Below are 22,224 nucleotides of genomic sequence, written 5' to 3'. Positions count from 1 at the left end.
GCCTTGCCCCGCTCCGTGGTAGCTCCCCCCCAACCGGCCTCCCGCTCGCCGGGCGGGCCCGCTCCGCTCGCTGCACTCGCTCCGCGTGCCCGCCCGCGACCGGTGGCCGGGGTTCGAGCGGTGTGGGCGGGGGTCACTCCCGGTGGTGGCTTTCGCCGGGCCAGCTGGAGTCGAGGTCGACCGGGTCGGGGTCGATGCCGGGGACGATCTGCTCGCACCAGACGACCTTGCCGGCGGCGGTGCGGCGGGTGCCCCAGCGGTGCGCGAGCTGGCTGACGACGAGGAGGCCGCGGCCGTTCTCGTCGTCGTCCTCCGCGCGGCGCAGCCGGGGCAGCGCGGCGGACCGGTCCAGAACCTCGCACACGAGGGTGCGCTCGAAGAGCAGGCGCAGCTCGATCGGGCCGGGGGCGTAGCGCAGCGCGTTCGTGATGAGCTCGGACGCGAGGAGCTCGGTGGTGTAGTCGAGCTCGTCCAGGCCCCACTCCGCCAGCCGGGTGCGGACGAGGCCGCGGGCGCGGCGGACGGCGGCGGGGTCGGCGGGCAGCGTCCAGGAGACGAACCGGTCCTCGGGGATGCGGCGCAGCCGGGCGATGAGGACGGCGATGTCGTCGCGGTGCTGGTCGGCGTAGACGCCGGCGAGGGTGGCCTTGGCGAGGTCCTCCATCGGGCGGTCGGCGGCGCCGGGGCCGAAGATGCCCTTGAGGCGGGCGAGGCCGTCGTCGATGTCGCGGCCGCGGTTCTCGACGAGGCCGTCGGTGTAGATGACGAAGAGGCTGCCGTCCTCGACGGTGAACTCGCGGCTCTCGATGGCGGCGCCGCCGGCGACGCCGAGCGGCGGCGCGGGCGGGACGGTCAGGTACTCGTTGTCGCCGGACGGGCTCGCCAGCAGCGGCGGCAGGTGCCCGGCGGAGGCGATCTCGATGGTGCCGGTGGTGGCGTCGTAGACCGCGTACACGCAGGTGGCGAAGTGCGGTTCCTGCTCGCCGAGCTCGATCATCAGCTCGTGCATGACGTGCAGGGCGTCGGCGGGCGGCAGTTCGAGGTTCGCGAGGGTGTGCAGGGCGGTGCGCAGCCGGCCCATGGTGACGGCGGCGCGGACGCCGTGCCCGGCGACGTCGCCGACGATGAGTGCGACGCGGGCGCCGGGCAGCGCGATCGACTCGTACCAGTCGCCGCCGACCTCGACGAGCTTGCTGCCGGGCAGGTAGCGGTGCCGGACCTCGACCGAGGACGGCGCGGACAGCCGCAGCGGCAGCAGGCTGCGCTGCAGCGCGAGCGCGGTGGAGCGCTCGCGGCTGAACTGCCGGGCGTTGTCGATGACGATGGCGGCGCGGGCGGCGAACTCCATGCCGATCTCGACGTCGTAGGCGTCGAACTTGCGGAAGCCGGGGATGCGGGTGCAGGCGATGAAGCCGAGCAGGGTGTCGCGGGCGATCATCGGCAGCAGCACCATGGAGACGCCGCTGAGCAGGTCGCCGGCGGGGCGGCGGCGCCATTTGGCGCCGATGTCGCCGGCGGCGTCGGCGTCGATGTGCGGCAGGTGGACGGGCTGGGCGGTCTCCATCACCTGCCGGTAGGGGGTGCCCTCGGGGAAGACGAGGACCTCGCCGACGGGGAACGTGGCGCCCCAGGCGGGGTTGCCGTCGTCGGAGGTGACGGCGATGCGGCGCAGCACGGCGGCGCCGGACTCGCTGTGCACCTCGTCGGCGGCGACGAGGCTCTCCAGCACGAGCACGGACGCGGCGTTGCAGTAGTGCGGGACGACGACGTCGACGAGGCCGCGCGCGGACTGGTCGAGGTCGAGGGACGCGCCGAACCGGGTGAGCTGGTCGTCCATGAGGGCGCGGCGCATGAGCGCCGGGTCCTGGTAGCGCTCGCTGGGCGGCAGCGGCACCCGCACGTAGAGCAGGCCGGCGGGGCCGGTGCCGGTCTCGCCGCCGAGCATCGGCTGGGCGGTGACGACCGCGTCCGGGGAGGGGCCGCCGTCGCCGCGCGGGACGGCGAGCACGGCGGTGCGCTCCTGCCCGGCGGCCAGGGCCTCCAGCAGCGTCTCGAGCTCGGCCTTGGCCTCGTCGGCGACGAGGTCGGCGGCCGGGCGGCCGATCAGCTCCTGCGGTGCGCGGCCGATGACGGCCGCGCTGTTGGGTCCGCACTGGACGATCCGCCGGGCCCCGTCGATGCCCAGGACCAGGGTCCGGGACGCCGAATCGGTGGCGGGCGCATCGCCTCGCGGCGCCATGACGGATCTCACCTGACGCGCTCCAGACAGCCGGTCGTCTTAGCACTACCCAGCGACAGTATGGGGCATGACGCGTGATCGGCGGGAGAAGATCACGGTTACCGCGCCGAAAAGCGTGCGGTATGCGGGTTCCCGGGCGATATCTCCCGAGGGCAGGGCCCTCGGCGGCGCCCGCCGGCGCCGCCGGATCCGGTCAGGACGGGCCCCGGTCCCGCGGTCAGGACGGGCCCAGGTCCCGCGGTCGGGACGGGGCCCCGATCCCGGTCAGCAGGAGGTCCACGACGGTCTCCGCGTAGCCCTCCGGGAAGGTCTCCTGCGGGGTCTTGGTGGACAGCGACCCGGTCAGCATCGAGATGCCCGCCTCGATGTCGAGGTCGGCGCGCAGCTCCCCCGTCTCGACGCCGCGCCGCAGCACCTCGCGGATGACGGCGCGGCGCGGCTCGATGACGTCCTGCTTGTAGCGGGCGTACAGCTCGGGGTACTTCTCCGCGCCGCCGACCACGTTCCAGAAGCAGCGCGAGTACCGCTTCTTGCGTTCGGCGGCGAAGGTCCGCGCGATCTCCAGGAGGTCCTCGCGGGCGGACGCGCCGGACGGCGCGGGCAGCTCGCCCTTCGCCGCGCCGAGCGCGCCCACGATCAGCGCCTCCTTGCTGGGCCAGCGCCGGTAGATCGTCGTCTTGCCGACGCCGGCCCGGGCGGCGACCGCCTCGATGGAGACGCCGGCCACCCCGGACTCCGCGGCGAGCAGGTCGAGGGTGGCCTCGATGATGGCCTTCTCGGCCCGCTCGCTGCGCGGACGTCCCGGGGCGCGGTTGGTCGTCGTGTCGTTCATGGCATGCTCACGTTCTCACACGCGGGCCTTCTCCGGTTCGGGAGCCGCCTGCTCCGCCGGCTCGGCCTCGGCCGGGGCGGCGGCGCGTCCGGGCATCCACTTCAGCACGACCAGGGCGCCGAGGAAGGACACGACGGCCGCGGCGATCGACGCGGTGTGCATGGCGTGCACGAACGCGGTGTCGGCGGGGCCGATCAGGCCGTGGCCCGCGGTGCCCAGCCGGGCGGCGACGGCGTGCGCGCCCTCGATGGACTCGCCGGCGGCCTGCCGGGCGCCGGCGGGCAGCGCGGCGAGCCGGTCGTGCAGGTCGCCGCGGTAGACGGACGCGACGACGGAGCCGAGGACGGCGACGCCCATCGCGACCGCGACCTGCCGGGCGACGTTGTTGACGGCCGATCCGGCGCCGGCCTTCTCGCGCGGCAGCGCGGACATGACCGACTCGGTGGCGGGCGGCATCACGTTGGCCATCCCGGCGCCCTGCACGAAGAAGATCACGCCGAGGATCCACATCGGGGTGTCGGTGCCGACGAACTGGTAGCTCGCCAGCGCGACGGTGACCAGCAGCAGCCCGGACGTGCAGACGGCCTTGGCGCCGAACCGGCGGACCATGCCCGCGCTGCGCGGGGAGAAGATCAGCTGGGCTGCGGCGAAGGGCAGCACCATCGCGCCGGACTCCAGCGCGCTGAGCCCCCGCACGGACTGCATGTAGAAGCTGGTGAAGAAGAACACGCCGGTGGCGGCGAAGAAGCACAGCGCGATGGACGCGACGGCGGCCGACATGCGGGCGTCCTTGAACAGCCGGACGTCGAAGGCGGGCGAGGCGGTGCGGGCCTCGTGCCAGACGAACAGGGCGAGGACGGCGAGCCCGGCGAGGATCGGGCCGAGCGTGCCCAGGGTCAGCCATTCGCCCTTGTCGCCGCCCTGGATGATGCCGTACGACACCACGACCAGGCCGACGACCGACAGCAGGACGCCGATCGGGTCGAGCCGTCCGGGGTTCGGGTTGCGCGACTCGGGCACCAGGAAGGCGATCAGCGTGACGCCGGCGACGATGACCGGCACGTTGATGAGGAAGACCGAGCCCCACCAGAAGTGGGCGAGCAGCAGGCCGCCGGTGAGCGGGCCGATGGCGACGCCGAGGCCGACGGCGCCGGCCCAGATGCCGATGGCGCGGGCGCGCTCGTGCGGCTCGAAGACGTTGGAGATGATCGACAGCGTCTGCGGCATGATCGCGGCGCCGCCGAGGCCCATCAGGGCGCGGGCGTAGACGAGCTGGTCGGGCGACTGGGCGTACGCCGACGCCAGCGAGGCGAGGGCGAACACGGCCATGCCGCCCATCAGCACGCGCTTGCGGCCGATCCGGTCGCCGATCACCCCGAAGGTGAACAGCAGCCCGGCGAAGACCAGCGTGTAGGAGTTGATCGACCACTCGAGCTGGCTCTGGGTGGCGCCGAGGCCCTTCTCGGGGTCGGCGATGGTCTTGAGCGCGACGTTGAGGATGGTGTTGTCGAGCACCACCACCAGCAGGCTCACGGTCAGCACGCCGAGGATGTACCACCGGCGCCGCTGGACGGTCTGGGAGTCCACAGCGCTCCTTGGATCGTGGACGGAGGGAATGCGATACGGGTACGTCTCGTTTCGTAAGGAGCGTACGCCGCTCTACACCGATACGCAACCGTAGCGTTTCGTAATTTGTTCCGGCCGGCGCCCGGAAGATCCGGGAATCTCGGGGGCTACCCGAATCGTTTTCGAAGTGGCACCATCGGATCCGTCTGGGTACGCCACCGTGGCGCCTCAAGACCGGAGGTTCTGCATGTCTTCATCTGTAGCGCCGCCCGCGCAGCCGACCGCACTCTACGGCGGTACCGGCGGGCGAAGGGTCACCGTACGCGACATCGCGGCCGCCAAGGAGCGGCACGAGAAGTGGCCGATGCTCACCGCCTACGACGCCCTCACCGCGCGGATCTTCGACGAGGCCGGCATCCCCGTGCTCCTCGTCGGCGACTCCGCCGCCATGGTCGTCTACGGCTACGACTCGACGATCCCGGTCACCGTCGACGACCTGATCCCGCTCGCCGCCGCCGTCGTCCGCGGCTCCAAGCGCGCCATGGTCGTCGCCGACCTGCCGTTCGGCTCGTACCAGACCGGCGTCCCCGAGGCCCTCTCCGCCGCCACCCGGTTCCTCAAGGAGACCGGCGCGCACGCGATCAAGGTGGAGGGCGGCCGCCGCATCCTCCCGCAGGTCGAGGCGATGGTCTCCGCCGGCATCCCCGTGATGGGCCACCTCGGCCTCACCCCGCAGTCCGTCAACGTCTTCGGCGGCTACCGGGTGCAGGGCCGCGGCCAGGCCGGCGAGGAGCTGATGGCCGACGCCAAGGCGCTCGAGGCGTCCGGCGCGTTCTCCGTCGTCCTCGAGTGCGTCCCCGAGGACCTCGCCGCCCGCGTCACCTCGTCGCTGTCCATCCCGACGATCGGCATCGGCGGCGGCAACCAGACCGACGCGCAGGTGCTCGTCTGGCAGGACATGGCCGGCCTCACGCCGCACACCGCGAAGTTCGTCAAGAAGTTCGCGGACATCGGCACCGTGCTCGGCGACGCCGCGCGCAGCTACGCCGAAGAGGTCGTCAGCGGCGCCTACCCCGCCCCCGAGCACACCTACCACTGAGTCCGCCCGCCGGCCGGCGAGGGCCGGGAGGGCGGCGGCTACTGGTCCGGGTTGGAGCGGACCAGCTCGCCGCCGTTCGCCCGGCCCTCGCCGGCCTGGCCGTTGCGCGGCGCCGGGACGGCGGGCAGGGCGCCCGCCATGATCTCGTCCCGCAGCGTGTCGACGGCGGAGCGCAGCACGTCCGGGCCCGCCACGTTCATCAGCAGCAGCCCCAGGTTGAGGGCCATCTGCCCGTCGGTCATCTCGCTGCCCGCGAGCGCGTCCACCGCCGTGCGCAGGTCCGCCTGGTCCTCGGCGGAGACGTTCTGCAGCAGCCCGAGGCAGTACGTCGGCAGCGCCAGCCTCGACTTGGCGAACGAGACCCCGCGCATGATCTCCCCCGCCTCCTGCGCGCGGGTCTTGGCCTGCATCCGGTCGACGCCCCGGTCCGCGGCGGCCAGCAGCGACGTCAGCAGCGTGCTCGGCCCGACCGCGACGTCCTCGTCCCCGACCCGGACGGTGAACACCGCGCTGCGGAACACCATCATCGAGCCGAGGCTCGCGACCAGCACCTGCGTCGCCGCGGCCACGTCCGGCGCCGCCACCCCGAACCGCCAGCCGAAGGTGTGCAGGAGCAGCAGCGACCCGGCGCCCGCGCCCCCGTTGATCAGCACGTAGGCCCAGGTGCTCGGCACCCGGACCAGCGTGGTGGGACGGTCCCGGTACCGGCTGACCAGCTCGGCGACGCCGACCAGGCAGCTCAGCGAGACCGTGACGAGGTATCCGACCATCCGGTCCCGATCACCGCCCGGTCAGCCGGACGACCTCGTCGATCTCCCGCTCGATCGAGACCAGCCCGCGGTCGCGCAGCCGCTCCACCGCGCCCGCCACCTCCAGCAGCCCGAGCCCGGTCGCGTGCCGGATCTCCGCCAGCGACAGCGGCCCGTCCGCGGACCGCAGATGGTCGAGCACCCGCCCGTACACGTCACCGCCGCCGGCCTCGGCCGCCTCGCCCGCGTCGCCGCGCGCGTGCGGCGCCCCGGGGGCGTCCGGCGCGGCGGGCACCCCGGACCCGGCGGCCCGCCCCGGAGGGGCCAGGAACGTGCTCCACGGGTCCGCGGACCGGATCTGCCTCATCTTCACCTGCCCTGTCGCATGCCGATCATAGGCGGCGCCGGAGCCGGCGCGGCGGGACCGCCGCCACAGAACCCACGGCGGGCGCCGCCGTGCGCCGCGCCCGCCCGTCTCGTCCATGCCCCAACGTCAGCACTTGGACGCGCCGCGGTCGGCTACCGCTCCCGCCATTCTCGCCTTCCTGGCCGGAACGCGCCACGCCCTGTCCCCCGCCTCCCCGCGCGGCACCGACGCCCGGACCCGTCAGCCGAGCCGCACCCGCGGGTCGATGACGGCGTAGAGCAGGTCGACGACCAGGTTGAACACCACCACCGAGACCGCGGTGAGCAGCGTGACGCCGAGGACCATCGGCAGGTCGCCGCTCTGGATCGACGTGATCGCCAGCTCGCCCAGGCCGGGGATGCTGAAGGTGTTCTCCGTCAGCACCGCCCCGCCCAGCAGGAGGCCGAGGTCGAGGCCGAACACGGTGACGATCGGCGTCATGCAGGCGCGCAGGGCGTGCTTGACGACGACGGCCGCCTCCGGCAGCCCCTTGACGCGGGCGGTGCGGACGAAGTCCTCGTTCATCGTCTCGAGCATCCCCGCCCTGGTCAGCCGCGCGTACATGGCCGCGTACAGGAAGGCGAGCGTCACCCACGGGAGCACCAGCGCCCGGAACCACATCCCCGGGTCGGTGGTCAGCGGCCGGTAGCTGCCGCCGCCGGGCAGGATCCGCCACGTGTAGGAGAACAGGGCGAGCGAGACCAGGCCGGTGAAGTAGATCGGCAGCGACACTCCGCTCAACGCGACGATCATGGTCGCGCGGTCCCATAACGACCCCTTGCGCAGCGCCGACACCACCCCGGTGGCGATGCCCCCGGCGAGCCACAGGAGAGCGGCGCCCGACGCCAGCGACGCCGTCGCGGGCGCGCGGTCGAGGAGCGTCCCGAGCACCGGCTGGCTGCTCCGGAACGAGTAGCCCAGGCACGGCGCCGGGCAGTGGTCGGTGACCGGGCCCGCGTCGTAGTCCCGGCCGACCGCGATGGCCTTCAGGTAGTGCCAGTACTGGACGAGGACCGGCTGGTCGAGGCCGAGCCGCTGCTTGGTCGCCTCGATCGCCTCGGGCGTCGACGCCCGCCCGGCGTACGACGCGGCGATCTGATCGGTGGTCTGCCCGGCGAGCTTCGGCAGCCAGAAGAACGTGCCGAACGTCACCAGCGTGACCAGCAGGAGCATGACCGCGGCGCTCAGGAAGCGCCGGACGATGTAAGCGAGCACGGCAGTCCACCCCGTCGGCCCGCCGGACGGGCCCGGCCGTCGCCCGGCCGGCGCGCGTGGTCCGAGGGCCGGTCCCTCGACGGCCCATCACCGGCACCCTAACCGCGGAAGCGCGCGGCGGGCTTGGTCGGAAATGCCCAACAAACCGCCGCGGTCTTGGCCGGAAATGTCATCGGATCCGCGCAACGCGAAGGGTCGCTCCCGGCCCGGCCAGGCGCGACCCTTCGCGGACAGGCGCGACCCTTCGCGGACGGAGCGACCCTGCGCGGACAAGAGCGGCCCTTCGCGGGAGCGGCCCTTCGCGGACGGGGGCGCCCGTCAGACGTCGGTGATGCGCAGGCCGGCGTGGGCCTTGTAGCGGCGGTTCATCGAGATCAGGTTCGCGGTGAACGCCTCGACCTGCCCGGCGTTGTGCAGCCGGCCGCCGTAGACGCCGCGCATGCCGGGGATGCGCCCGGCGAGCGCCTGCACCAGGTCGGTGGCCTCGCGGTCGTTGCCGAGGACGAGGACGTCCAGCTCCATCTCGTCCACCTCGGGGTCCAGCAGCAGCTTGGCGGACACGTGGTGGAACGCGGCGACGACGCGGCTGTCCGGCAGGACCGACGCGGCCTGCTCGGCGGCGCTGCCCTCCTCGACCGGCAGCGCGAACGCGCCCTTGCCCTTCTCGAAGCCGAGCGGGTTCACGCAGTCCACGACGATCTTGCCGGCGAGCACCTCGCGCAGCGACTCCAGCAGCGCCTTGTGCCCCTCCCACGGCACCGCGACGACCACCACGTCGGCGCCGCCCGCGGCGGCCTCGTTCTCCGCGCCCGACACGGGCAGGTCCGCGCCGAGATCGTCGGCGGCCTGCTGCGCGCGCTCCGCCTTCCGCGACCCGATGACCACGCGGTGCCCGGCCAGCGCGAACCGGCGCGCGAGGCCCTTGCCCTGGTCCCCGGTGCCGCCGAGGATGCCGATGGTGAGGCCGCTGACGTCGGGGAGGTCGTAGGGAGTCCTCTGCTGCTGCTCAGTCATGCCGCCGAGTCTGCCAGGCGGCCCTCCGGCCGCTTCGCGTCGCCCTCCCGCTCGCGCGAAACCGGCGTGCCGCCCGCGTCCCGTGCGGCACCATGGACCGGTGGACGCCGAGCAGATCGTGATGTTGCGCGAGGTTCTGTCCGCCACCGGCTGGCTGGAGCGCACCCAGGACTTCGGACGCGCGCTGCGGGTCACCTCCCGCACCCCGGGCGGGTTGCTGCTGGTCGGCACGCCCGGCGGCGACCCGTGGCACCTGGCCGCGCACCTGGACGACGAGTCGCGGCTCGGCGACGCCCCGGGCCTCGCGCCCACCCTCGTGCGCTGGTCGCCGCCGCAGGACGCGCCGCCGCACCTCAGCATCGGGCTGTCCCGGCTGGAGGAGGCGCGCCGCGGCGAGACGCTGTTCGTCGTCGCCGAGGACGAGGCGCCCGTCCCGCTGCTGGAACGGGTCGACGACGCGCGCCGCGTCGGCGCCACGATCCTCGCCCTCGACGGCGGCGACCGCGAGCTGGAGGGGCTGGCGCACGAGGCGCTGACCGTCCCGGCGGACGAGGCGCTGCTGTCGTTCGACGGCGCGCAGCACCTGGTGAGCGCCGCGGCGGGCGAGGAGCCCGCGCGCGGCGCCCGCGGCCTGCGGCACCGCCTCGCCCGGCTGCTCGAGGCGGTCACCGGCCCGACCGTCGACTAGCCCCGGCTAGTCCTCTCCGTTGTCCTTGCGCCAGGCCTCGTTGCGCTCGCGGGCCAGCGCCAGCGCGCCGGCGGCGGCGCTCTCGGTCGGGTACGGGCCCATCCGGTCCTTGTTCGGGCAGCCGGGCCCGTGCTCGACCTTCATGTGCTTCAGGCAGAACCACCAGTCACCGTCGTCACCGGCCATCGGCGCTCCTTCCGATCCAAGGCTCGGCGGGATTCGTTGCCCGGATCCCGCTGACTACACTCCATCACTATGACGACCCAGCTTCTCCGTCCCGGCAACGTCTCGCCCATGCGCAAGGTCCCGGCGCAGATCCCGCGCCCGGAGTACGTGGGGAAGAAGCGGCCGAAGACCGGCGAGCCGGACGTCAAGACACCCGAGATCATCGAGCGGATGCGGGTGGCGGGCAAGATCGCGGCGCAGGCGCTGGAGGAGGTCGGCAAGCACGTCCGGCCCGGCGTCACCACCGACGAGCTGGACCGCATCGGCCACGAGTTCATGCTCGACCACGGCGCCTACCCCTCCACCCTCGGCTACCGGGGCTTCCCCAAGTCGCTGTGCACCTCGATCAACGAGGTGATCTGCCACGGCATCCCCGACGACACCGTGCTGCGCGACGGCGACATCATCAACGTCGACATCACCGCGTTCATCGACGGCGTGCACGGCGACACCGACGCGACGTTCCTGTGCGGCGACGTGGACGAGGAGTCGCGGCTGCTGGTGGAGCGGACCCGCGAGGCGACGATGCGGGGCATCCGGGCGGTCAAGCCGGGCCGCGCGCTGAACGTGATCGGGCGGGTCATCGAGTCCTACGCCAAGCGGTTCGGGTACGGGGTCGTCCGCGACTTCACCGGGCACGGCATCGGGACCACGTTCCACTCGGGGCTGGTCGTCCCGCACTACGACGACCCGAACGCCACGACGATCATCGAGCCGGGCATGACGTTCACCGTCGAGCCGATGCTGACCCTCGGCACCTACGACTACGACATCTGGGACGACGGCTGGACCGTCGTCACCAAGGACCGCAAGCGCACCGCGCAGTTCGAGCACACGCTGCTGGTGACCGAGGACGGCCACGAAATCCTCACCCTCCCGTGACCCTTCCGTCGACCTAGCGTCCCGTTCAGCCTGCGACCCGGCCGGGAGAATCCGCCTGATGAACGCTCCAGCGCCGTACGAGCCGAGGGTCCCGTCCGACAGCATGCCTCCCGGGCGGGCCGCGCTGAGCGTGACGTGGGCGGCGCTGCCGTTCCTGACGCTCGGGTACGCGACGCCGTTCACGTTCGCGGCGGCGGCGCTGTGGCGGCGCAGCGCGCACCTGCTGGTGTCGTCGGCGGTCTACATCGGCATCTTCTCGCTGATGCTGTACCTGCTGCCGGACATCGGCAAGCAGGACGGCACGCAGCAGGCCGTGGGGGTGCTGCTGTTCCTCCTCGCGGTGGTGGGGTGCGGGCACGCGTTCCTCATCCGGCGCCGCGTGTTCGACCCGCACGGGCTGGCGGGCATCGACAACGAGGCCGTCGTGGAGCGGGTGCGGCGGCAGCGGCTGCTGCGCGAGAAGGCGCGGGAGCTGGCGGCGAGCGACCCGGGCCTCGCCAAGGAGCTCCGGATCGGCCGCCCCGACCTGCCGCGCCAGTACCAGGACGGCGGGCTGATCGACGTCAACCACGCTCCGGCGGAGGCGCTGACGCTGCTGCCCGGCATCACCCCGGAGCTGGCCGGGAAGATCGAGCGGGTGCGATCGGAGACCGGCGGGTTCGTGTCCGCCGAGGAGATGTCGGCGGTGGCGGGCCTGCCGCCGCAGCTGACCGGCGACCTCGCCGACTACGCCGTCTTCATCCGCTAGCGGGCGTCCTCGTCGCCGCTAGGGCCGTCTTCATCGGCTGATCGCGGGTATGTGGCGGGCGTGACGGAGAAGAAGGGCAAGAAGGACGCGCGGAAGGGCGACCGGCTCGCCGAGTACCGCGGCAAGCGCGACCCCCGGAAGACCCCCGAGCCCGTCCCCGAGGAGAAGGCGCTGCCGCACGGCGACGACGACACGTTCGTCGTCCAGGAGCACCACGCCTCCAGCCTGCACTGGGACCTGCGGTTCGAGCGGGACGGCGTGCTGGTCTCCTGGGCCGTGCCGAAGGGCCTGCCGTGGAGCCCGAAGACGAACCACCTGGCCGTCCACACCGAGGACCATCCGCTGGAGTACGCGACGTTCGAGGGCGACATCCCGCAGGACGAGTACGGCGGCGGCACGGTGACGATCTGGGACCGCGGGACGTACGAGACGGAGAAGTGGTCCGAGCGCGAGGTGAAGGTCGTCATCCACGGCTCGCGGGTGTCGGGCCGGTACGTGCTGTTCAGGACGCGCGGCAAGAACTGGATGATCCACCGGATGGACCCGCCGGAGGACCCGGACGCCGAGCCGCTGCCGGAGTCGCTGCGCCCGATGCGGCCGGTGCGGCGGGCCCGGCTGCCGCGCGACCAGGACGCGTGGGGGTTCGAGTTCGCGTGGGGCGGCCGGCGGCTGCTTGCGTACGTGGAGGGCGGCCGGACGCGGTTCACCGACGGCCGGGGCCGCCCGGTGGACGGCCCCGGCGGGCTCGGCTCGCGGCTCGGCGGCCGGCTCGGCGCGCGCCCGGCGGTGCTGGACGGGGAGCTGGCCGTGCTGGACGGCCGCGAGACCTACATGATCTTCGACGTGCCGCATCTGGACGGGCGGCCGCTGCTGGACGTCCCGTACCGGGACCGCCGCGCCCGGCTGGACGAGCTGGACCTGTCGGGGCCGTCCTGGCAGACGGCGCCGTGGTACCCGGGCGACGGCGACGCGGTGCGGGCGACGGCCGCGGAGCAGGGGCTGCCCGGCGTCCTCGCGAAGCGGCTGGACTCCCCGTACGAGCCGGGCGAGGAGTCCGACGCCTGGCGCCTGATCGAGACGCCGTCGCGCAAGCGCTGACCTCCGGCGCGGTCACCGGCTCGGTCCACGGCGCCGCGGTGCGCGGCTCAGTACGCGACGGTGATGCGGCGGCCGATCGCGTCGTTCTTCTCCAGCTCGTCGACGAGCGCGACGGCGTAGTCCTCGGCGCTGATGCGGCTGTCGCCGGCGGCGTCGCGGAGCAGCTGGTCGCCGCCGAGGCGGAAGACCCCGGTCCGCTCGCCGGGCTCGATCACCGCCGCGGGCGAGACGTAGGTCCAGTCGAGGTCGCCCGCCTCGGCGCGGATGGCGTCGAGCAGGGCGGCGTGGGCCAGCGCCTCGGGCTTGTACGCCTCGACGAAGCCGGGCTCGTCGACGTGCCGGACGCCGGGCGCGACCTCCAGGCTGCCGGCGCCGCCGACCACGACCAGCCGCCGGACCCCGGCCCGGCGCACCGCGTCCAGCACGGCGCGGCCCGCCTCCAGCACCGGCCCCTCGGGGTCGGACCCGTCGCGGGGCGGCGAGATCGCCACCACCACGGCGTCGTGGCCCTCCGCGAGGGCGGCCACGGCGGCGGCGTCGGCCGCGTCGGCCTTCCGCGTCCCTTCGTTGCCGCTGCGGGTCACGCCGGTGACCTCGTGGCCGCGGTCGCGCGCCTCGGCGGCGATGCGCCGCCCGATCATCCCGGTGGCGCCGATCAGCAGAATCTTCATGTCGTCCTCCTGGAAGTCCGTGCCGAGTGACGGTATCCAGCGGATACTGGTTACTTCAACGTGCTATTGGTACCCTCTGGAAACCATGAGAGGCGACGCGTTCGATCCCGGCTGCCCGACCCGGCTGATCCTCGACCGGATCGGCGACAAGTGGTCGGTGCTGGTCGTGCTGAGCCTCGCCGACGGACCGCGCCGCTTCACCGAGCTCCGCCGCCTGATCGGCGGCGTCACCCCCAAGGTCCTTACCCAGACGCTGCGGGCCATGGAACGCGACGGCCTGCTCACCCGGCACGTCTTCGCCGAGGTGCCGCCGCGCGTCGAGTACGCGCTGACCCCGCTCGGCCTGTCGCTCGGCAAGCCGATCCAGGCGATCACCGACTGGGCCGAGGAGAACGTCGAGGCCGTCGTCGCCGCCCGCGCCCGCCACGACGGGCTCCCCGCCTGAGCGCGGAACCCGGGCGCCGCATTCCACATCAAAGGGACGTGGCATCCGCTTCGGCGCGCCGCCGCTGAAAACGATCAGTAGCGGGCTAGAGTCCCGCCCTGAACCGGGCGGCGGACGGTGTGCGGAAGGCGGGGGAACTGCCCATGATGGGGAAGACGCACGCGCTGAGCGGCGCGCTGGCGTGGCTGGCCGCGGTGCCGGTGCTCGGACAGGAGAGGCTGCTCGGCGACTTCGCGGTGTCGCTGTCGCCCGAGCAGGTCGCGGCGGGCGCGGTGGTGTGCGCGGGCGCGGCGATCCTGCCCGACATCGACCACCACAACGGGCGCATCGCCAACACCTACGGGCCCATCACCCACCACATGTGCAAGTGGATCGGGAAGATCTCGGGCGGGCACCGGCACGCCACCCACTCGATCCTGTTCGCGGTCGGCATCGGCTGGGCGATGGACACCCTCGCCACCCACTACGTGTACGCGTGGTGGGCCTGCCTGTTCATGATCGTCGGGCTGGGGCTGCGCGGCGTCGGCCTCGACTTCGAGGGCCGCGAGCCGCAGTCCGCGCTGGCCGACTGCGCGCTGGCGCTGATCGCCGTCTGGCTGATGCACAAGATCGACATGAGCTTCGTCGGGTTCGCGGTCACCCTCGGCTGCCTCGCGCACGTGGCCGGGGACTGCCTCACACCGCGCGGCTGCCCGGTGTTCTGGCCGCTGCCCTGGCGGATCGAGATGCCGGTGGTCCCCCGCACCAACGGCAAGGTCGAGCACTGGGTCGTCGGGCCGGTGCTGATGCTCGGCATCGCGATCCTCGCGATCCGGTCGGTGCTCGGCGACGTCGCGACCCGCTGGCTCACCAAGGGCTGATCAGCGCAGGTCGGCGAAGTCCCCGCAGTCCAGCGGGACGCGGTCGTGCCCGGACGCCTCGTCGGGCGCCTCCAGCAGCACGCCCTTCACCCCGGGGACGGCCTGGGCGGTGCAGGCGACCTGCGCGAGCGCCAGCCGCGGCCAGCGCGACCCGGGCCCCGGCCGCAGCCCCCGCGGACCCGGATCGTCCACCCACACGGTGACCGTGCCGGGCGGGCCGTCCTGCGTCACGCTGATCTCCTGCGGCCGGACGTCGGTGTACAGCCCGGCGCGGCGCTCCTCGGAGGTGACGGGGACGCCGAGCTGCGCGAGCGCGAGGTACGGATGTCCCGGCAGCCCCGGGCGGACGGCCGGGTACAGGGCGCGGTCCTTCACCAGGTAGACGGTGATGGTGGAGGCCCTCCCGTCGGCGACCGGCATGCTGCCCGCGCTGAGCACGCTCGTCGGACGGACGCCGCAGCCCGCCGCCGCCACGACCACCGCCGCCGCCATGGCCGCCATGGCGAGCGTCCGGCCCGCCCGTCCCGATGGCTTCCTCACGCGTCCTCCCCGTCCTCGCTCCCGTCCGCGCCGCCCTTGCCGTCCCTTTCGTCCTTGCCGTCGCCGTCCTCGGCGCAGTCCTCGTCGTCGTGGCGGGCGGGCAGCCACAGCGTGAACACCGCTCCCCCGCCCGGCCCGTTGGCGGCCTCCAGCGTCCCGCCGTGCAGGACGGCGTTCTCCTTCGCGATCGACAGCCCGAGCCCGCTGCCCTCGCTGCGGGACCGGGCCGCCTCCGCCTTCACGAACCGGTCGAAGACCACGCCGAGCAGGTCGTCCGGTATGCCGGGGCCGCGGTCGGCGACGGCGACCACCACGCCGGGCTCGTCCCGCCGCTCCGGGCCGAAGCGCAGCGTGACCGGCGGGCCGCCGTGCTTCAGCGCGTTGCCGACCAGGTTCGCCACGATGACGTCGAGCCGGCGCGGGTCCGCCCGGACGAACAGGTCCGCCGGCCCCTCCACCGCCACCCGGCCCGGCCAGCCGCGCGCCGACAGCGTGCCGGCGACCGCCTCCGCGACGTTCACGTCGTCCAGCACGAGCGCGGCGGCGCCCGCGTCGAACCGGCTGATCTCGATCAGGTGCTCCACCAGCCCGCCGAGCCGGCGGGTCTCCTCCGCCACCAGCCGCGCCGCGCCCCCGTCGTCCCCCGCCTCCTCCGCCAGCACGTCCGTCATCGCGATCATCGAGGTCAGCGGCGTGCGCAGCTCGTGCGAGACGTCGGCGACGAACCGCCGGGACGCCGCCTCCATCGCGCGCAGCTCCGTCACGGTCCGCTCCAGCGCGGCGGCGGCGTGGTTGTAGGTGTGCGCGAGATCGGCGAGCTCGTCGTGGCCCCGCACCCGGACCCGCGTCGACAGCCGCCCGTCGCCCAGCGCGCGGGCGGCCGCGCCGAGTCTGCGCACCGGACGCAGCACCCCGCGGGTCGCGAGCAGCGCGAGCAGCAGCGCCGCGAGCAGCGCGGCGGCGTCCGCGACGACGAGCGCCCGGGTCAGCGAGCGCAGGTCCGCCGCCTCCCGGGACAGGCTCACCGACACGAACACCATCGGCGGCGTGGTCCGCTGCGGCTCGTCCACCGTCGTGCTGTAGCCGGTCGCGCGCGCGCCGACCAGCAGGTACGGATGCCCCTCCAGCCCCGGACGGGACTTGACCACGATCCGCTGGAACACCACGCCGTGCGTCGCCCGGCGCGCGAAGTCCCTGCTCACCGGCACGTCCAGCGAACCGGGCGGGGGCACCGGGACGCTCCCGTCGAGCGGCACGGGCACCGCCACCACCGTCCGCCCCGGCGCGGAGAGCACCCGTTCCACCTGGTCGGCGATGAGCAGCTCGGTGTCGGGCGGCATCTGCTCCGGGATCTGCTGCGCCAGGGTGTTGCGGATCTGGGTCAGCACCGCGTCCTGCGTCCGCTGCAGCATCACCCGCCGCAGCAGCACGTACGAGATGCCGGACGCCAGCACCGACGCCAGCAGCGCCACCACCGTGAACGCGGCGACGAGCCGGATCCGCAGCCCGGTGACCCGGCGCAGCAGCCTCACGGCGCCGTGAACCGGTAGCCGAAACCGCGCACGGTCTCGATCAGCCGCGGCTCCGCCGGCTCGTCCTCGATCTTCGCGCGGACCCGCTGCACGCAGGCGTCCACCAGCCGCGAGTCCCCCGGGTAGGTGTGCTCCCACACCTCCGCCAGCAGGTGCTGGCGGGTCAGCGCCTGCCCCGGCCGCCGCGACAGCTCCAGCAGCAGCCGCAGCTCCGTCGGGGTGAGCCGGACGTCGGTCCCCGCCTTGGTGACCTTCAGCGACGCGCGGTCGATCACGAGGTCGCCGTACGCGGCGATGTCGGCGCGGGTCTCGGCGCGGCGCAGCACCGCCCGGATCCGCGCGTCCAGCACCCGCGGCTCGACCGGCTTCACCACGTAGTCGTCGGCGCCCGCCTCCAGGCCGAGGACGACGTCCAGGTCGTCGCCGCGCGCGGTGAGCAGGATCACCGGCAGCGGGTCGCCGCGGCGGATCCGCCGGCACACCTCGATCCCGTCGATGCCCGGCAGCATCACGTCCAGGATCGCGATCTCCGGGCGGCGGGCGCGCAGCGCCTCCAGGCCGTCCTCCCCGGTGGCGCGGGAGGTCACGCGGTGCCCCTGGCGGGTCAGCGCCAGCTCCAGCGCGGTCCGCGCCGACGGATCGTCCTCAACGAAGAGAATGCTCGCCACCCCGACATTATTGGTCGCACCGGTCACGTCCTCCCACTCATGTCACAGGATCCGGACATTCCGCCGACACGACGATGACGTCCGGCCCGGACGGTGGGGCCCATGACCCTCCAGATCGCTCCGGTCCTGCGGCCCGCCCCGGACGCTCCCCCACGCACCCGGCGCCACCGCGCCCTGCCGTGGCTGCTCGCCGCCGGTTTCGCCGCGCAGGTCTGCGTCCGGCTGTGGTTCGCCCGCGCGCGCACGGGTCCCGTCGCCAACCCCGACGAGACCGGCTACCTGCTCGCCGCGCGCCTCCTGTCCGGCGGGCACGGCGGCGACATGTCCGGAAACACCTTCTACCAGGGCGGATACGCGGCATTGCTCGCCCCCGCCTACGGGTTCTCGCACGACCCCGTCACCGTCTACACCATCGCCCTGGCGATCAACGCGGTGATCGGCGCGGCCCTGTTCCCCCTCGGCTACGTCGCCGCCCGCCGGTTCGGCCTGCCCCCGCGCACCGCGCTCCCCCTCGCCTGGGGCGCCGCACTCCTCCCCGCCACCGCCTTCTTCGGCGAGTTCGTCCTCGCCGACGCCGTCCTCCCCACGATCGTCCTCACGTGGCTGTGTCTATTGCATTGCCCTTGGCGTCAGGCGCTAGAGCGCCTTCCTTCGGCGGGCAATGCGCGCGATCGCTGCATCGCTCCGACTCGCCTGGCGGCTCGCTGCGCGATCAAGTTCTCGCAGGCTCGAACTTGGCTTCGCACGCGATCGCGACGGTTCCGGTCGCCGCGTGGCCGGGGTCACGGGCTGGGGCTTGCTGGTCAGGCCGCGTCTGACGGGCCGCTCCGTTTCCGGGGCGCGGCGATGGTTCGGGATGCGGGGGCGGCTAGTTCGGTGGCGGTGTTCGCGGCGGCGGTGCACAGCCGCGGCGAGGTCGTCCTGGCCGTCCATGTCGTGACGCTGGTGGCGCTCACGGTCACCGGGGCCGTGCGGAGGCGCTGGGCCGTCGCCGGCGCCGGAGCCGCGGGGCTGGCGGTCGCCGCGGGCGGCTACTTGGTCGCGGCGGCCGTCAACGGGTACGTCCGCGCCGAGCTGTACCCGGCGGGGGCGCGCGACCTCGCGGAGAACCTCGGCGCGCGGTTCACCACGGGCGCGGGGCAGGCGTGGGCGCTGTCGGGCGCGGCCGGGCAGATCTGGTACCTGGCCGTCTCCACGTGGGGGCTCGGCGGGGTCGGCCTCGCGGCCGTCGTCGCCGTGCTGGTGCGGCGGCAGGCGGACGCTGCGGACCGGGTCATGGCGGGCGTGCTGCTCACCGTGACGTTCGGGATCGCGTACGCGTCGTCCGCCGCGCTGCCGGACGAGCACCGCGTGGGCAACTACGCGTACGGGCGGTACCTGTCGTGCGTGGCGCTGGTGTACGCGCTGGCGGGTGCGGCGGCGCTGTTGCAGGTGGGCCTGCGCAGGGCGGTGGGGCTGGTCGCGGCCGCGGCCGCCATCGTCGGCGCGGCGGGGCTGTGGGTGCACCTCTACGCGGGCGAACGGCTGCACACCTACAAGTTCATCGGGTTCGACTTCCCCGAGACGTCATTCCTGACGGGCGACCGCGGCGCGCTGCACCTGACGGCGGCATCGTTCGCCGCGCTCGGGCTGCTGTGCGGGTTCGTCGTGCTGGGCCGCGTCCCCAGGGCGGGGACGGCCGTGGCGGCGTGCGCGCTGGCGGCGACGAACCTGGCCGCGCTCGTCTTCCTGTTCGGCATGCATCCGGACCGGGTGCGGCCCGCGCCGCCGCTGCCCGGCGCGCCGGAGGGCGGCGTCGTCGCGGACGCGTCGGTCGGCTGGGAGGTGCGGACCATGCTCATCCATCCGGTGTGGTGGACGCGCATCGGCCGCATCGACGTCCGCCGCGAGCAGCCCGCGTCCGGCGTCTGCACGGTCCTGGTGCAGACACCGGACGGGACGTCCCCCGACGCGTCGTGGCCTGGTCACCCGGCGGGATGGCAGCCCCACGCGAACACGTCGTGGGGGACGATCCACTGGGTCGCGTGGCACGACCCGTCCTGCGGTCAGTAGCGGGTGACCAGCGCGATGCGGCCGTGGTCGACCAGGAAGCCGTCGGAGACGAACGTCACCTCGCCGCCGTACTCCAGGGCCGTCTCGATGACGTCGTCCACCACGTCGTCGACGACGTCCGCGCCCTTGAGGACGCCCGGCATGCCGTCGACGGGGACGAGCTCGCCGTCGGTGCGCACGGCGGGCGCGTAGTAGCCGCGCTCGACGACCAGGTGCTCGCCGCGGCCCTCCTCGACCAGCCGGGCGACCTCGAGGAGGCCGCCGGCGTAGCGCTGGATGCTGCGCGCCGCCTCCAGCTCGGCGAGCACCCCGACCTCGCGGAGGTCCTCGTAGGCGTGCAAGGCGGGCCGGGCCGCCTCGATGAGGGCGCTCGGCGCGGCGCCCTCGTAGCTGCCGTCGACGCGCCCGGCGACGCTGATGTGGGAGCCGGCGGCCTCGTCGAAGAACGCCTGGTGGCGGGTGACGCCGGCGACGAGGACGGGCCGCCGGTCGCGGGCGAGGACGTGGTCGAGGGCGGCGACGACGTCGCGGGCGGCCCGCCGGTGCGGCTCGTCCTCGCTGTCGCGGGCGCTGCGCCGCGCCATCCGCCCCGCGGCGACCTCGTCGACGGGTTCGGGGACGACGGGGAACCCGTCGCGGGTGTGCTCGGTCAGTTCCTCGCCCTGCCCGCCCCAGAGCCGGGTGCGCTGGTCCGACAGCGACAGCAGCCAGTAGCGCGGGGAGCGGGTGTAGGCGGCGACGAGGTCGCGGGTGGCGAACCCGGTGTCGACGACGACGCGCTCGTCCACCGGCTGGGAGATGGTGAACGCGTGGTGCTCGCCGTCGGGCGCCGCGAACAGGACCAGGCCGTCGGAGGCGTGCCGCAGGTCGATCTCGGCGGCGGCCCGCTCCAGCGCGTGCACGACGTGGTCGGCGGTGCCGCCCGTCACCCGGATGTCGTCGTGCAGCCGGCGGCGGGCCTCGGCGAGCAGGTTGCGGAGCCGGATCGGGTCCTGCCGGTTGCCGGGCGCGGACCGGTGCGTCGGCATCAGCACCGAGACGGCCGGGTAGGGGCGGGGCTTGCGCAGGTCGGACAGGGTCGAAGCGTCCATGATCCCCCGATCGTCACCTTTTGTATCTACTGCCTCTTTTGTAGCTACTCGCAGGTAAACGAGGTGTAAGCGGCGATTGAGGATCCGGCGGGGTCCGCTCAGGGCCGGGCGCGGAGGCCGTCCAGCACCACGCGGGTGACGGGGTCGCCCGCGCGGGCGCCGGGGCGGCAGACGGCCATGCTGATGATCTCGATCACCTCCGCCGGGCGGATGTCGCTCCGGACCGCGCCCTCGTCCTGCGCCGCCGCGGCGAGCTCCGCCAGCCGGGCGTCGACCTCGGCCTGGAGCTCCAGCCGCTCGGGCGGCGCGGGCCCGTCCCCGGCGAGGGACTTGATCAGCGCGAACGGCTCGCCGGCGCAGTGCTCCACGGCCAGCGCCAGCGCCTCCCCGGGCGGGACGCCCCGCAGCTCGGTGATCCGGTCGCGGAACCGCAGCAGCGCGGACACGGCGATCTCCTCGACGAGGGCGCGCCGGTCCGGGAAGTGCCGGTAGAGCGTGCCCACGCCGAGGCCGGCGTCGCGCGCGATGTCGTCCATGCTCACCGCGCACCCGCGCGCGGCGAACAGGTCCAGCGCGGACGCGACGATGCGCTCGCGGTTGCGGCGGGCGTCGGCGCGCACCGTCCCCTCCTCCGGTCAAGCGGAACTCCGGATTCAGGTTACCCTGTCCCCGTAAGAAGAAGCGGAACATCAGGTTCACATTAGGAGCGGTCCATGCGCATCGGAATGTTCGCCATCGCCGCGGGGGCGCCACTGGACGGCGTCGTCGCCCAGGCCCGCCTGGCGCGCGACGCGGGGCTCGACAGCGTCTTCTTCGGCCATGTCCCGTCCTGGGACGCCCTCATGGCCGCGGCGCTCGCCGGCCGGGAGACGCCCGGCCTGGAGGTCGGCACCGCGATCGTCCCGACCTGGCCGCGGCACCCCCTCGCCCTCGCGAGCCAGGCCCTCACCGCGCAGGCGATGGCCGGCGGGCGCTTCACGCTCGGGATCGGGCCGAGCCACCCGCCGGTCATCGAGGGCGGGCACGGCATCCCCTACGAGCGGCCCGCGCGGCACGTCCGCGAGTACCTGTCGGCGCTGCGCCCGCTGCTGCGCGGCGAGGACGTCGAGTACCGCGGCGAGACGCTCACCGCGGTGGGGACGGTGGACGCGCCCGGCGCGACCCCGCCGCCGGTGATCGTCTCCGCGCTCGGCCCGGCGATGCTCCGGACCGCCGGCGAGCTCGCCGACGGGACCGTGACGACCTGGACCGGCGCCGCCGCGATCGCCGACCACATCGTGCCGTCGATCACCCGGGCCGCCGAGGCCGCCGGACGTCCCGCGCCGCGCGTGCTGGCGGGCGTCGTCGTCGCGCTCACCACCGACCCCGACGGCGCCCGCAGGGACCTCGCCGAGCAGTTCGCCGCCGCGTCGGAGTTCCCCGGCTACCGCGCGATCCTCGACCGGCAGGGGCTGTCCGGCGTGCACGAGACGGTCGTCGCGGGCGACGAGGCGGCGGTGGAGCGGGAGCTGCGCCGCTTCGCCGACGCCGGCGCGACCGACCTGCTGATCAGCCCGCGCGGCGACGCGGCGCGGGTGCTGGAGTTCGCCGCGTCGCTGCGATGA

General features: G+C 74.0%; 23 protein-coding genes. 9 read left to right on the top strand and 14 right to left on the bottom strand.

The window, feature by feature from the left end; translation table 11 throughout:
• Positions 1–133: 133 nt before the first annotated feature.
• The 3 genes from AB0C78_RS24205 to AB0C78_RS24195 all read right to left on the bottom strand — a co-directional run bounded on the left by AB0C78_RS24205 (position 134) and on the right by AB0C78_RS24195 (position 4,658).
• Positions 134–2,239 (bottom strand): SpoIIE family protein phosphatase, encoded by a 2,106-nt coding sequence (locus AB0C78_RS24205; protein ID WP_360751562.1) that lies wholly within the window; start codon positions 2,237–2,239, stop codon positions 134–136.
• 217 nt (positions 2,240–2,456) lie between these two features.
• Positions 2,457–3,071, bottom strand: coding sequence for a TetR/AcrR family transcriptional regulator (locus tag AB0C78_RS24200; protein WP_360751559.1), 615 nt, complete (start codon positions 3,069–3,071; stop codon positions 2,457–2,459).
• 15 nt (positions 3,072–3,086) lie between these two features.
• Complete coding sequence (locus AB0C78_RS24195) at positions 3,087–4,658, bottom strand: MFS transporter (RefSeq protein ID WP_360751556.1); 1,572 nt, start codon at positions 4,656–4,658, stop codon at positions 3,087–3,089.
• A 226-nt stretch (positions 4,659–4,884) separates the two neighbouring features.
• Between AB0C78_RS24195 and panB the strand changes: the two genes are divergently transcribed.
• On the top strand, positions 4,885–5,736 hold the full coding sequence (gene panB / locus AB0C78_RS24190; RefSeq protein WP_151540550.1) for a 3-methyl-2-oxobutanoate hydroxymethyltransferase: 852 nt from the start codon (positions 4,885–4,887) through the stop codon (positions 5,734–5,736).
• Between the two features lie 38 nt (positions 5,737–5,774).
• Here panB and AB0C78_RS24185 read toward each other — a convergent pair whose 3' ends face one another.
• From AB0C78_RS24185 to npdG, 4 genes are all read right to left on the bottom strand, one after another.
• The gene (locus AB0C78_RS24185; RefSeq protein WP_360751553.1) at positions 5,775–6,506 is read right to left on the bottom strand and encodes a hypothetical protein; all 732 of its coding nucleotides are present in this window, start codon (positions 6,504–6,506) and stop codon (positions 5,775–5,777) included.
• Between the two features lie 10 nt (positions 6,507–6,516).
• Positions 6,517–6,852 (bottom strand): hypothetical protein, encoded by a 336-nt coding sequence (locus tag AB0C78_RS24180; protein ID WP_360751550.1) that lies wholly within the window; start codon positions 6,850–6,852, stop codon positions 6,517–6,519.
• 240 nt (positions 6,853–7,092) lie between these two features.
• A complete protein-coding gene (locus tag AB0C78_RS24175) occupies positions 7,093–8,106 on the bottom strand; it encodes an ABC transporter permease (protein WP_360751547.1) in 1,014 nt (337 codons plus the stop codon).
• A gap of 318 nt (positions 8,107–8,424) precedes the next feature.
• Positions 8,425–9,120, bottom strand: coding sequence for an NADPH-dependent F420 reductase (gene npdG, locus AB0C78_RS24170; RefSeq protein WP_360751544.1), 696 nt, complete (start codon positions 9,118–9,120; stop codon positions 8,425–8,427).
• 100 nt (positions 9,121–9,220) lie between these two features.
• On the opposite strand from npdG, the gene AB0C78_RS24165 reads away from it, so the two are divergent.
• Positions 9,221–9,808 carry a hypothetical protein gene (locus AB0C78_RS24165; protein ID WP_360751542.1) on the top strand — a complete coding sequence of 196 codons (588 nt, stop codon included), beginning with the start codon at positions 9,221–9,223 and terminating at the stop codon, positions 9,806–9,808.
• Positions 9,809–9,814: 6 nt separating this feature from the next.
• Here the strand turns inward: AB0C78_RS24165 and AB0C78_RS24160 are convergent, their stop codons facing one another.
• The gene (locus tag AB0C78_RS24160; RefSeq protein WP_151540555.1) at positions 9,815–9,994 is read right to left on the bottom strand and encodes a hypothetical protein; all 180 of its coding nucleotides are present in this window, start codon (positions 9,992–9,994) and stop codon (positions 9,815–9,817) included.
• A gap of 69 nt (positions 9,995–10,063) precedes the next feature.
• Between AB0C78_RS24160 and map the strand changes: the two genes are divergently transcribed.
• The 3 genes from map to AB0C78_RS24145 are packed head-to-tail and all read left to right on the top strand — an operon-like array spanning position 10,064 to position 12,761.
• A complete protein-coding gene (map, locus tag AB0C78_RS24155) occupies positions 10,064–10,915 on the top strand; it encodes a type I methionyl aminopeptidase (protein ID WP_360751539.1) in 852 nt (283 codons plus the stop codon).
• A 58-nt stretch (positions 10,916–10,973) separates the two neighbouring features.
• Entirely contained in the window at positions 10,974–11,663 is a 690-nt protein-coding gene (locus AB0C78_RS24150; protein WP_151540557.1) for a helix-hairpin-helix domain-containing protein, read from the top strand.
• 60 nt (positions 11,664–11,723) lie between these two features.
• Complete coding sequence (locus AB0C78_RS24145) at positions 11,724–12,761, top strand: DNA polymerase ligase N-terminal domain-containing protein (protein WP_360751537.1); 1,038 nt, start codon at positions 11,724–11,726, stop codon at positions 12,759–12,761.
• Positions 12,762–12,808: 47 nt separating this feature from the next.
• On the opposite strand, the gene AB0C78_RS24140 is transcribed toward AB0C78_RS24145, so the two are convergent.
• Positions 12,809–13,432: an NAD(P)H-binding protein gene (locus AB0C78_RS24140; protein WP_360751534.1), complete on the bottom strand. Its 624-nt coding sequence runs from the start codon at positions 13,430–13,432 to the stop codon at positions 12,809–12,811.
• 85 nt (positions 13,433–13,517) lie between these two features.
• Between AB0C78_RS24140 and AB0C78_RS24135 the strand changes: the two genes are divergently transcribed.
• Both AB0C78_RS24135 and AB0C78_RS24130 read left to right on the top strand, forming a co-directional pair.
• Positions 13,518–13,877, top strand: coding sequence for a helix-turn-helix domain-containing protein (locus AB0C78_RS24135; protein ID WP_360751532.1), 360 nt, complete (start codon positions 13,518–13,520; stop codon positions 13,875–13,877).
• A 143-nt stretch (positions 13,878–14,020) separates the two neighbouring features.
• Positions 14,021–14,737 carry a metal-dependent hydrolase gene (locus AB0C78_RS24130; RefSeq protein WP_360751530.1) on the top strand — a complete coding sequence of 239 codons (717 nt, stop codon included), beginning with the start codon at positions 14,021–14,023 and terminating at the stop codon, positions 14,735–14,737.
• Here the strand turns inward: AB0C78_RS24130 and AB0C78_RS24125 are convergent, their stop codons facing one another.
• From AB0C78_RS24125 to AB0C78_RS24115, 3 genes are read right to left on the bottom strand one after another with little or no spacing between them, the layout of a single operon-like run.
• Positions 14,738–15,277 (bottom strand): hypothetical protein, encoded by a 540-nt coding sequence (locus AB0C78_RS24125; RefSeq protein ID WP_360751528.1) that lies wholly within the window; start codon positions 15,275–15,277, stop codon positions 14,738–14,740. It lies immediately after the preceding gene.
• On the bottom strand, positions 15,274–16,809 hold the full coding sequence (locus AB0C78_RS24120; protein WP_360751526.1) for a HAMP domain-containing sensor histidine kinase: 1,536 nt from the start codon (positions 16,807–16,809) through the stop codon (positions 15,274–15,276). Before AB0C78_RS24120 ends, AB0C78_RS24125 begins: the two co-directional genes overlap by 4 nt.
• Positions 16,806–17,477: a response regulator transcription factor gene (locus AB0C78_RS24115; RefSeq protein WP_151540563.1), complete on the bottom strand. Its 672-nt coding sequence runs from the start codon at positions 17,475–17,477 to the stop codon at positions 16,806–16,808. The genes AB0C78_RS24120 and AB0C78_RS24115 overlap by 4 nt, the downstream gene beginning before the upstream one ends.
• 102 nt (positions 17,478–17,579) lie before the next feature.
• On the opposite strand from AB0C78_RS24115, the gene AB0C78_RS24110 reads away from it, so the two are divergent.
• On the top strand, positions 17,580–19,529 hold the full coding sequence (locus tag AB0C78_RS24110) for a hypothetical protein (protein WP_360751524.1): 1,950 nt from the start codon (positions 17,580–17,582) through the stop codon (positions 19,527–19,529).
• Here AB0C78_RS24110 and AB0C78_RS24105 read toward each other — a convergent pair.
• Both AB0C78_RS24105 and AB0C78_RS24100 read right to left on the bottom strand, forming a co-directional pair.
• The gene (locus AB0C78_RS24105) at positions 19,523–20,620 is read right to left on the bottom strand and encodes a hypothetical protein (protein WP_360751522.1); all 1,098 of its coding nucleotides are present in this window, start codon (positions 20,618–20,620) and stop codon (positions 19,523–19,525) included. The two genes, AB0C78_RS24110 and AB0C78_RS24105, sit on opposite strands and share 7 nt — an antisense overlap.
• Before the next feature lie 98 nt (positions 20,621–20,718).
• A complete protein-coding gene (locus tag AB0C78_RS24100; RefSeq protein ID WP_360751519.1) occupies positions 20,719–21,240 on the bottom strand; it encodes a helix-turn-helix domain-containing protein in 522 nt (173 codons plus the stop codon).
• Between the two features lie 93 nt (positions 21,241–21,333).
• Here AB0C78_RS24100 and AB0C78_RS24095 point away from each other — a divergent pair, with 93 nt between their 5' ends.
• The gene (locus AB0C78_RS24095) at positions 21,334–22,224 is read left to right on the top strand and encodes an LLM class F420-dependent oxidoreductase (protein ID WP_360751517.1); all 891 of its coding nucleotides are present in this window, start codon (positions 21,334–21,336) and stop codon (positions 22,222–22,224) included.

It is taken from the genome of Actinomadura sp. NPDC048394, from assembly GCF_040651755.1.
GTDB lineage: Bacteria > Actinomycetota > Actinomycetes > Streptosporangiales > Streptosporangiaceae > Spirillospora > Spirillospora montaniterrae.
The sequence above is the reverse complement of the archived record's forward strand: the minus strand, read 5'-3'. Positions and strand labels throughout refer to the sequence as shown.

Excerpts from the sequence above, each read along its gene's own strand:
- panB (WP_151540550.1), top strand. The coding sequence starts at position 4,885 with ATGTCTTCATCTGTAGCGCCGCCCGCGCAGCCGACCGCACTCTACGGC.
- AB0C78_RS24135 (WP_360751532.1), top strand. The coding sequence starts at position 13,518 with ATGAGAGGCGACGCGTTCGATCCCGGCTGCCCGACCCGGCTGATCCTC.
- AB0C78_RS24110 (WP_360751524.1), top strand. The coding sequence starts at position 17,580 with ATGACCCTCCAGATCGCTCCGGTCCTGCGGCCCGCCCCGGACGCTCCC.
- AB0C78_RS24150 (WP_151540557.1), top strand. The coding sequence starts at position 10,974 with ATGAACGCTCCAGCGCCGTACGAGCCGAGGGTCCCGTCCGACAGCATG.
- AB0C78_RS24095 (WP_360751517.1), top strand. The coding sequence starts at position 21,334 with ATGCGCATCGGAATGTTCGCCATCGCCGCGGGGGCGCCACTGGACGGC.
- AB0C78_RS24185 (WP_360751553.1), bottom strand. The coding sequence starts at position 6,506 with ATGGTCGGATACCTCGTCACGGTCTCGCTGAGCTGCCTGGTCGGCGTC.
- AB0C78_RS24140 (WP_360751534.1), bottom strand. The coding sequence starts at position 13,432 with ATGAAGATTCTGCTGATCGGCGCCACCGGGATGATCGGGCGGCGCATC.
- AB0C78_RS24160 (WP_151540555.1), bottom strand. The coding sequence starts at position 9,994 with ATGGCCGGTGACGACGGTGACTGGTGGTTCTGCCTGAAGCACATGAAG.
- AB0C78_RS24105 (WP_360751522.1), bottom strand. The coding sequence starts at position 20,620 with ATGGACGCTTCGACCCTGTCCGACCTGCGCAAGCCCCGCCCCTACCCG.
- npdG (WP_360751544.1), bottom strand. The coding sequence starts at position 9,120 with ATGACTGAGCAGCAGCAGAGGACTCCCTACGACCTCCCCGACGTCAGC.
- AB0C78_RS24130 (WP_360751530.1), top strand. The coding sequence starts at position 14,021 with ATGATGGGGAAGACGCACGCGCTGAGCGGCGCGCTGGCGTGGCTGGCC.
- AB0C78_RS24200 (WP_360751559.1), bottom strand. The coding sequence starts at position 3,071 with ATGAACGACACGACGACCAACCGCGCCCCGGGACGTCCGCGCAGCGAG.
- AB0C78_RS24180 (WP_360751550.1), bottom strand. The coding sequence starts at position 6,852 with ATGAGGCAGATCCGGTCCGCGGACCCGTGGAGCACGTTCCTGGCCCCT.
- map (WP_360751539.1), top strand. The coding sequence starts at position 10,064 with ATGACGACCCAGCTTCTCCGTCCCGGCAACGTCTCGCCCATGCGCAAG.
- AB0C78_RS24205 (WP_360751562.1), bottom strand. The coding sequence starts at position 2,239 with ATGGCGCCGCGAGGCGATGCGCCCGCCACCGATTCGGCGTCCCGGACC.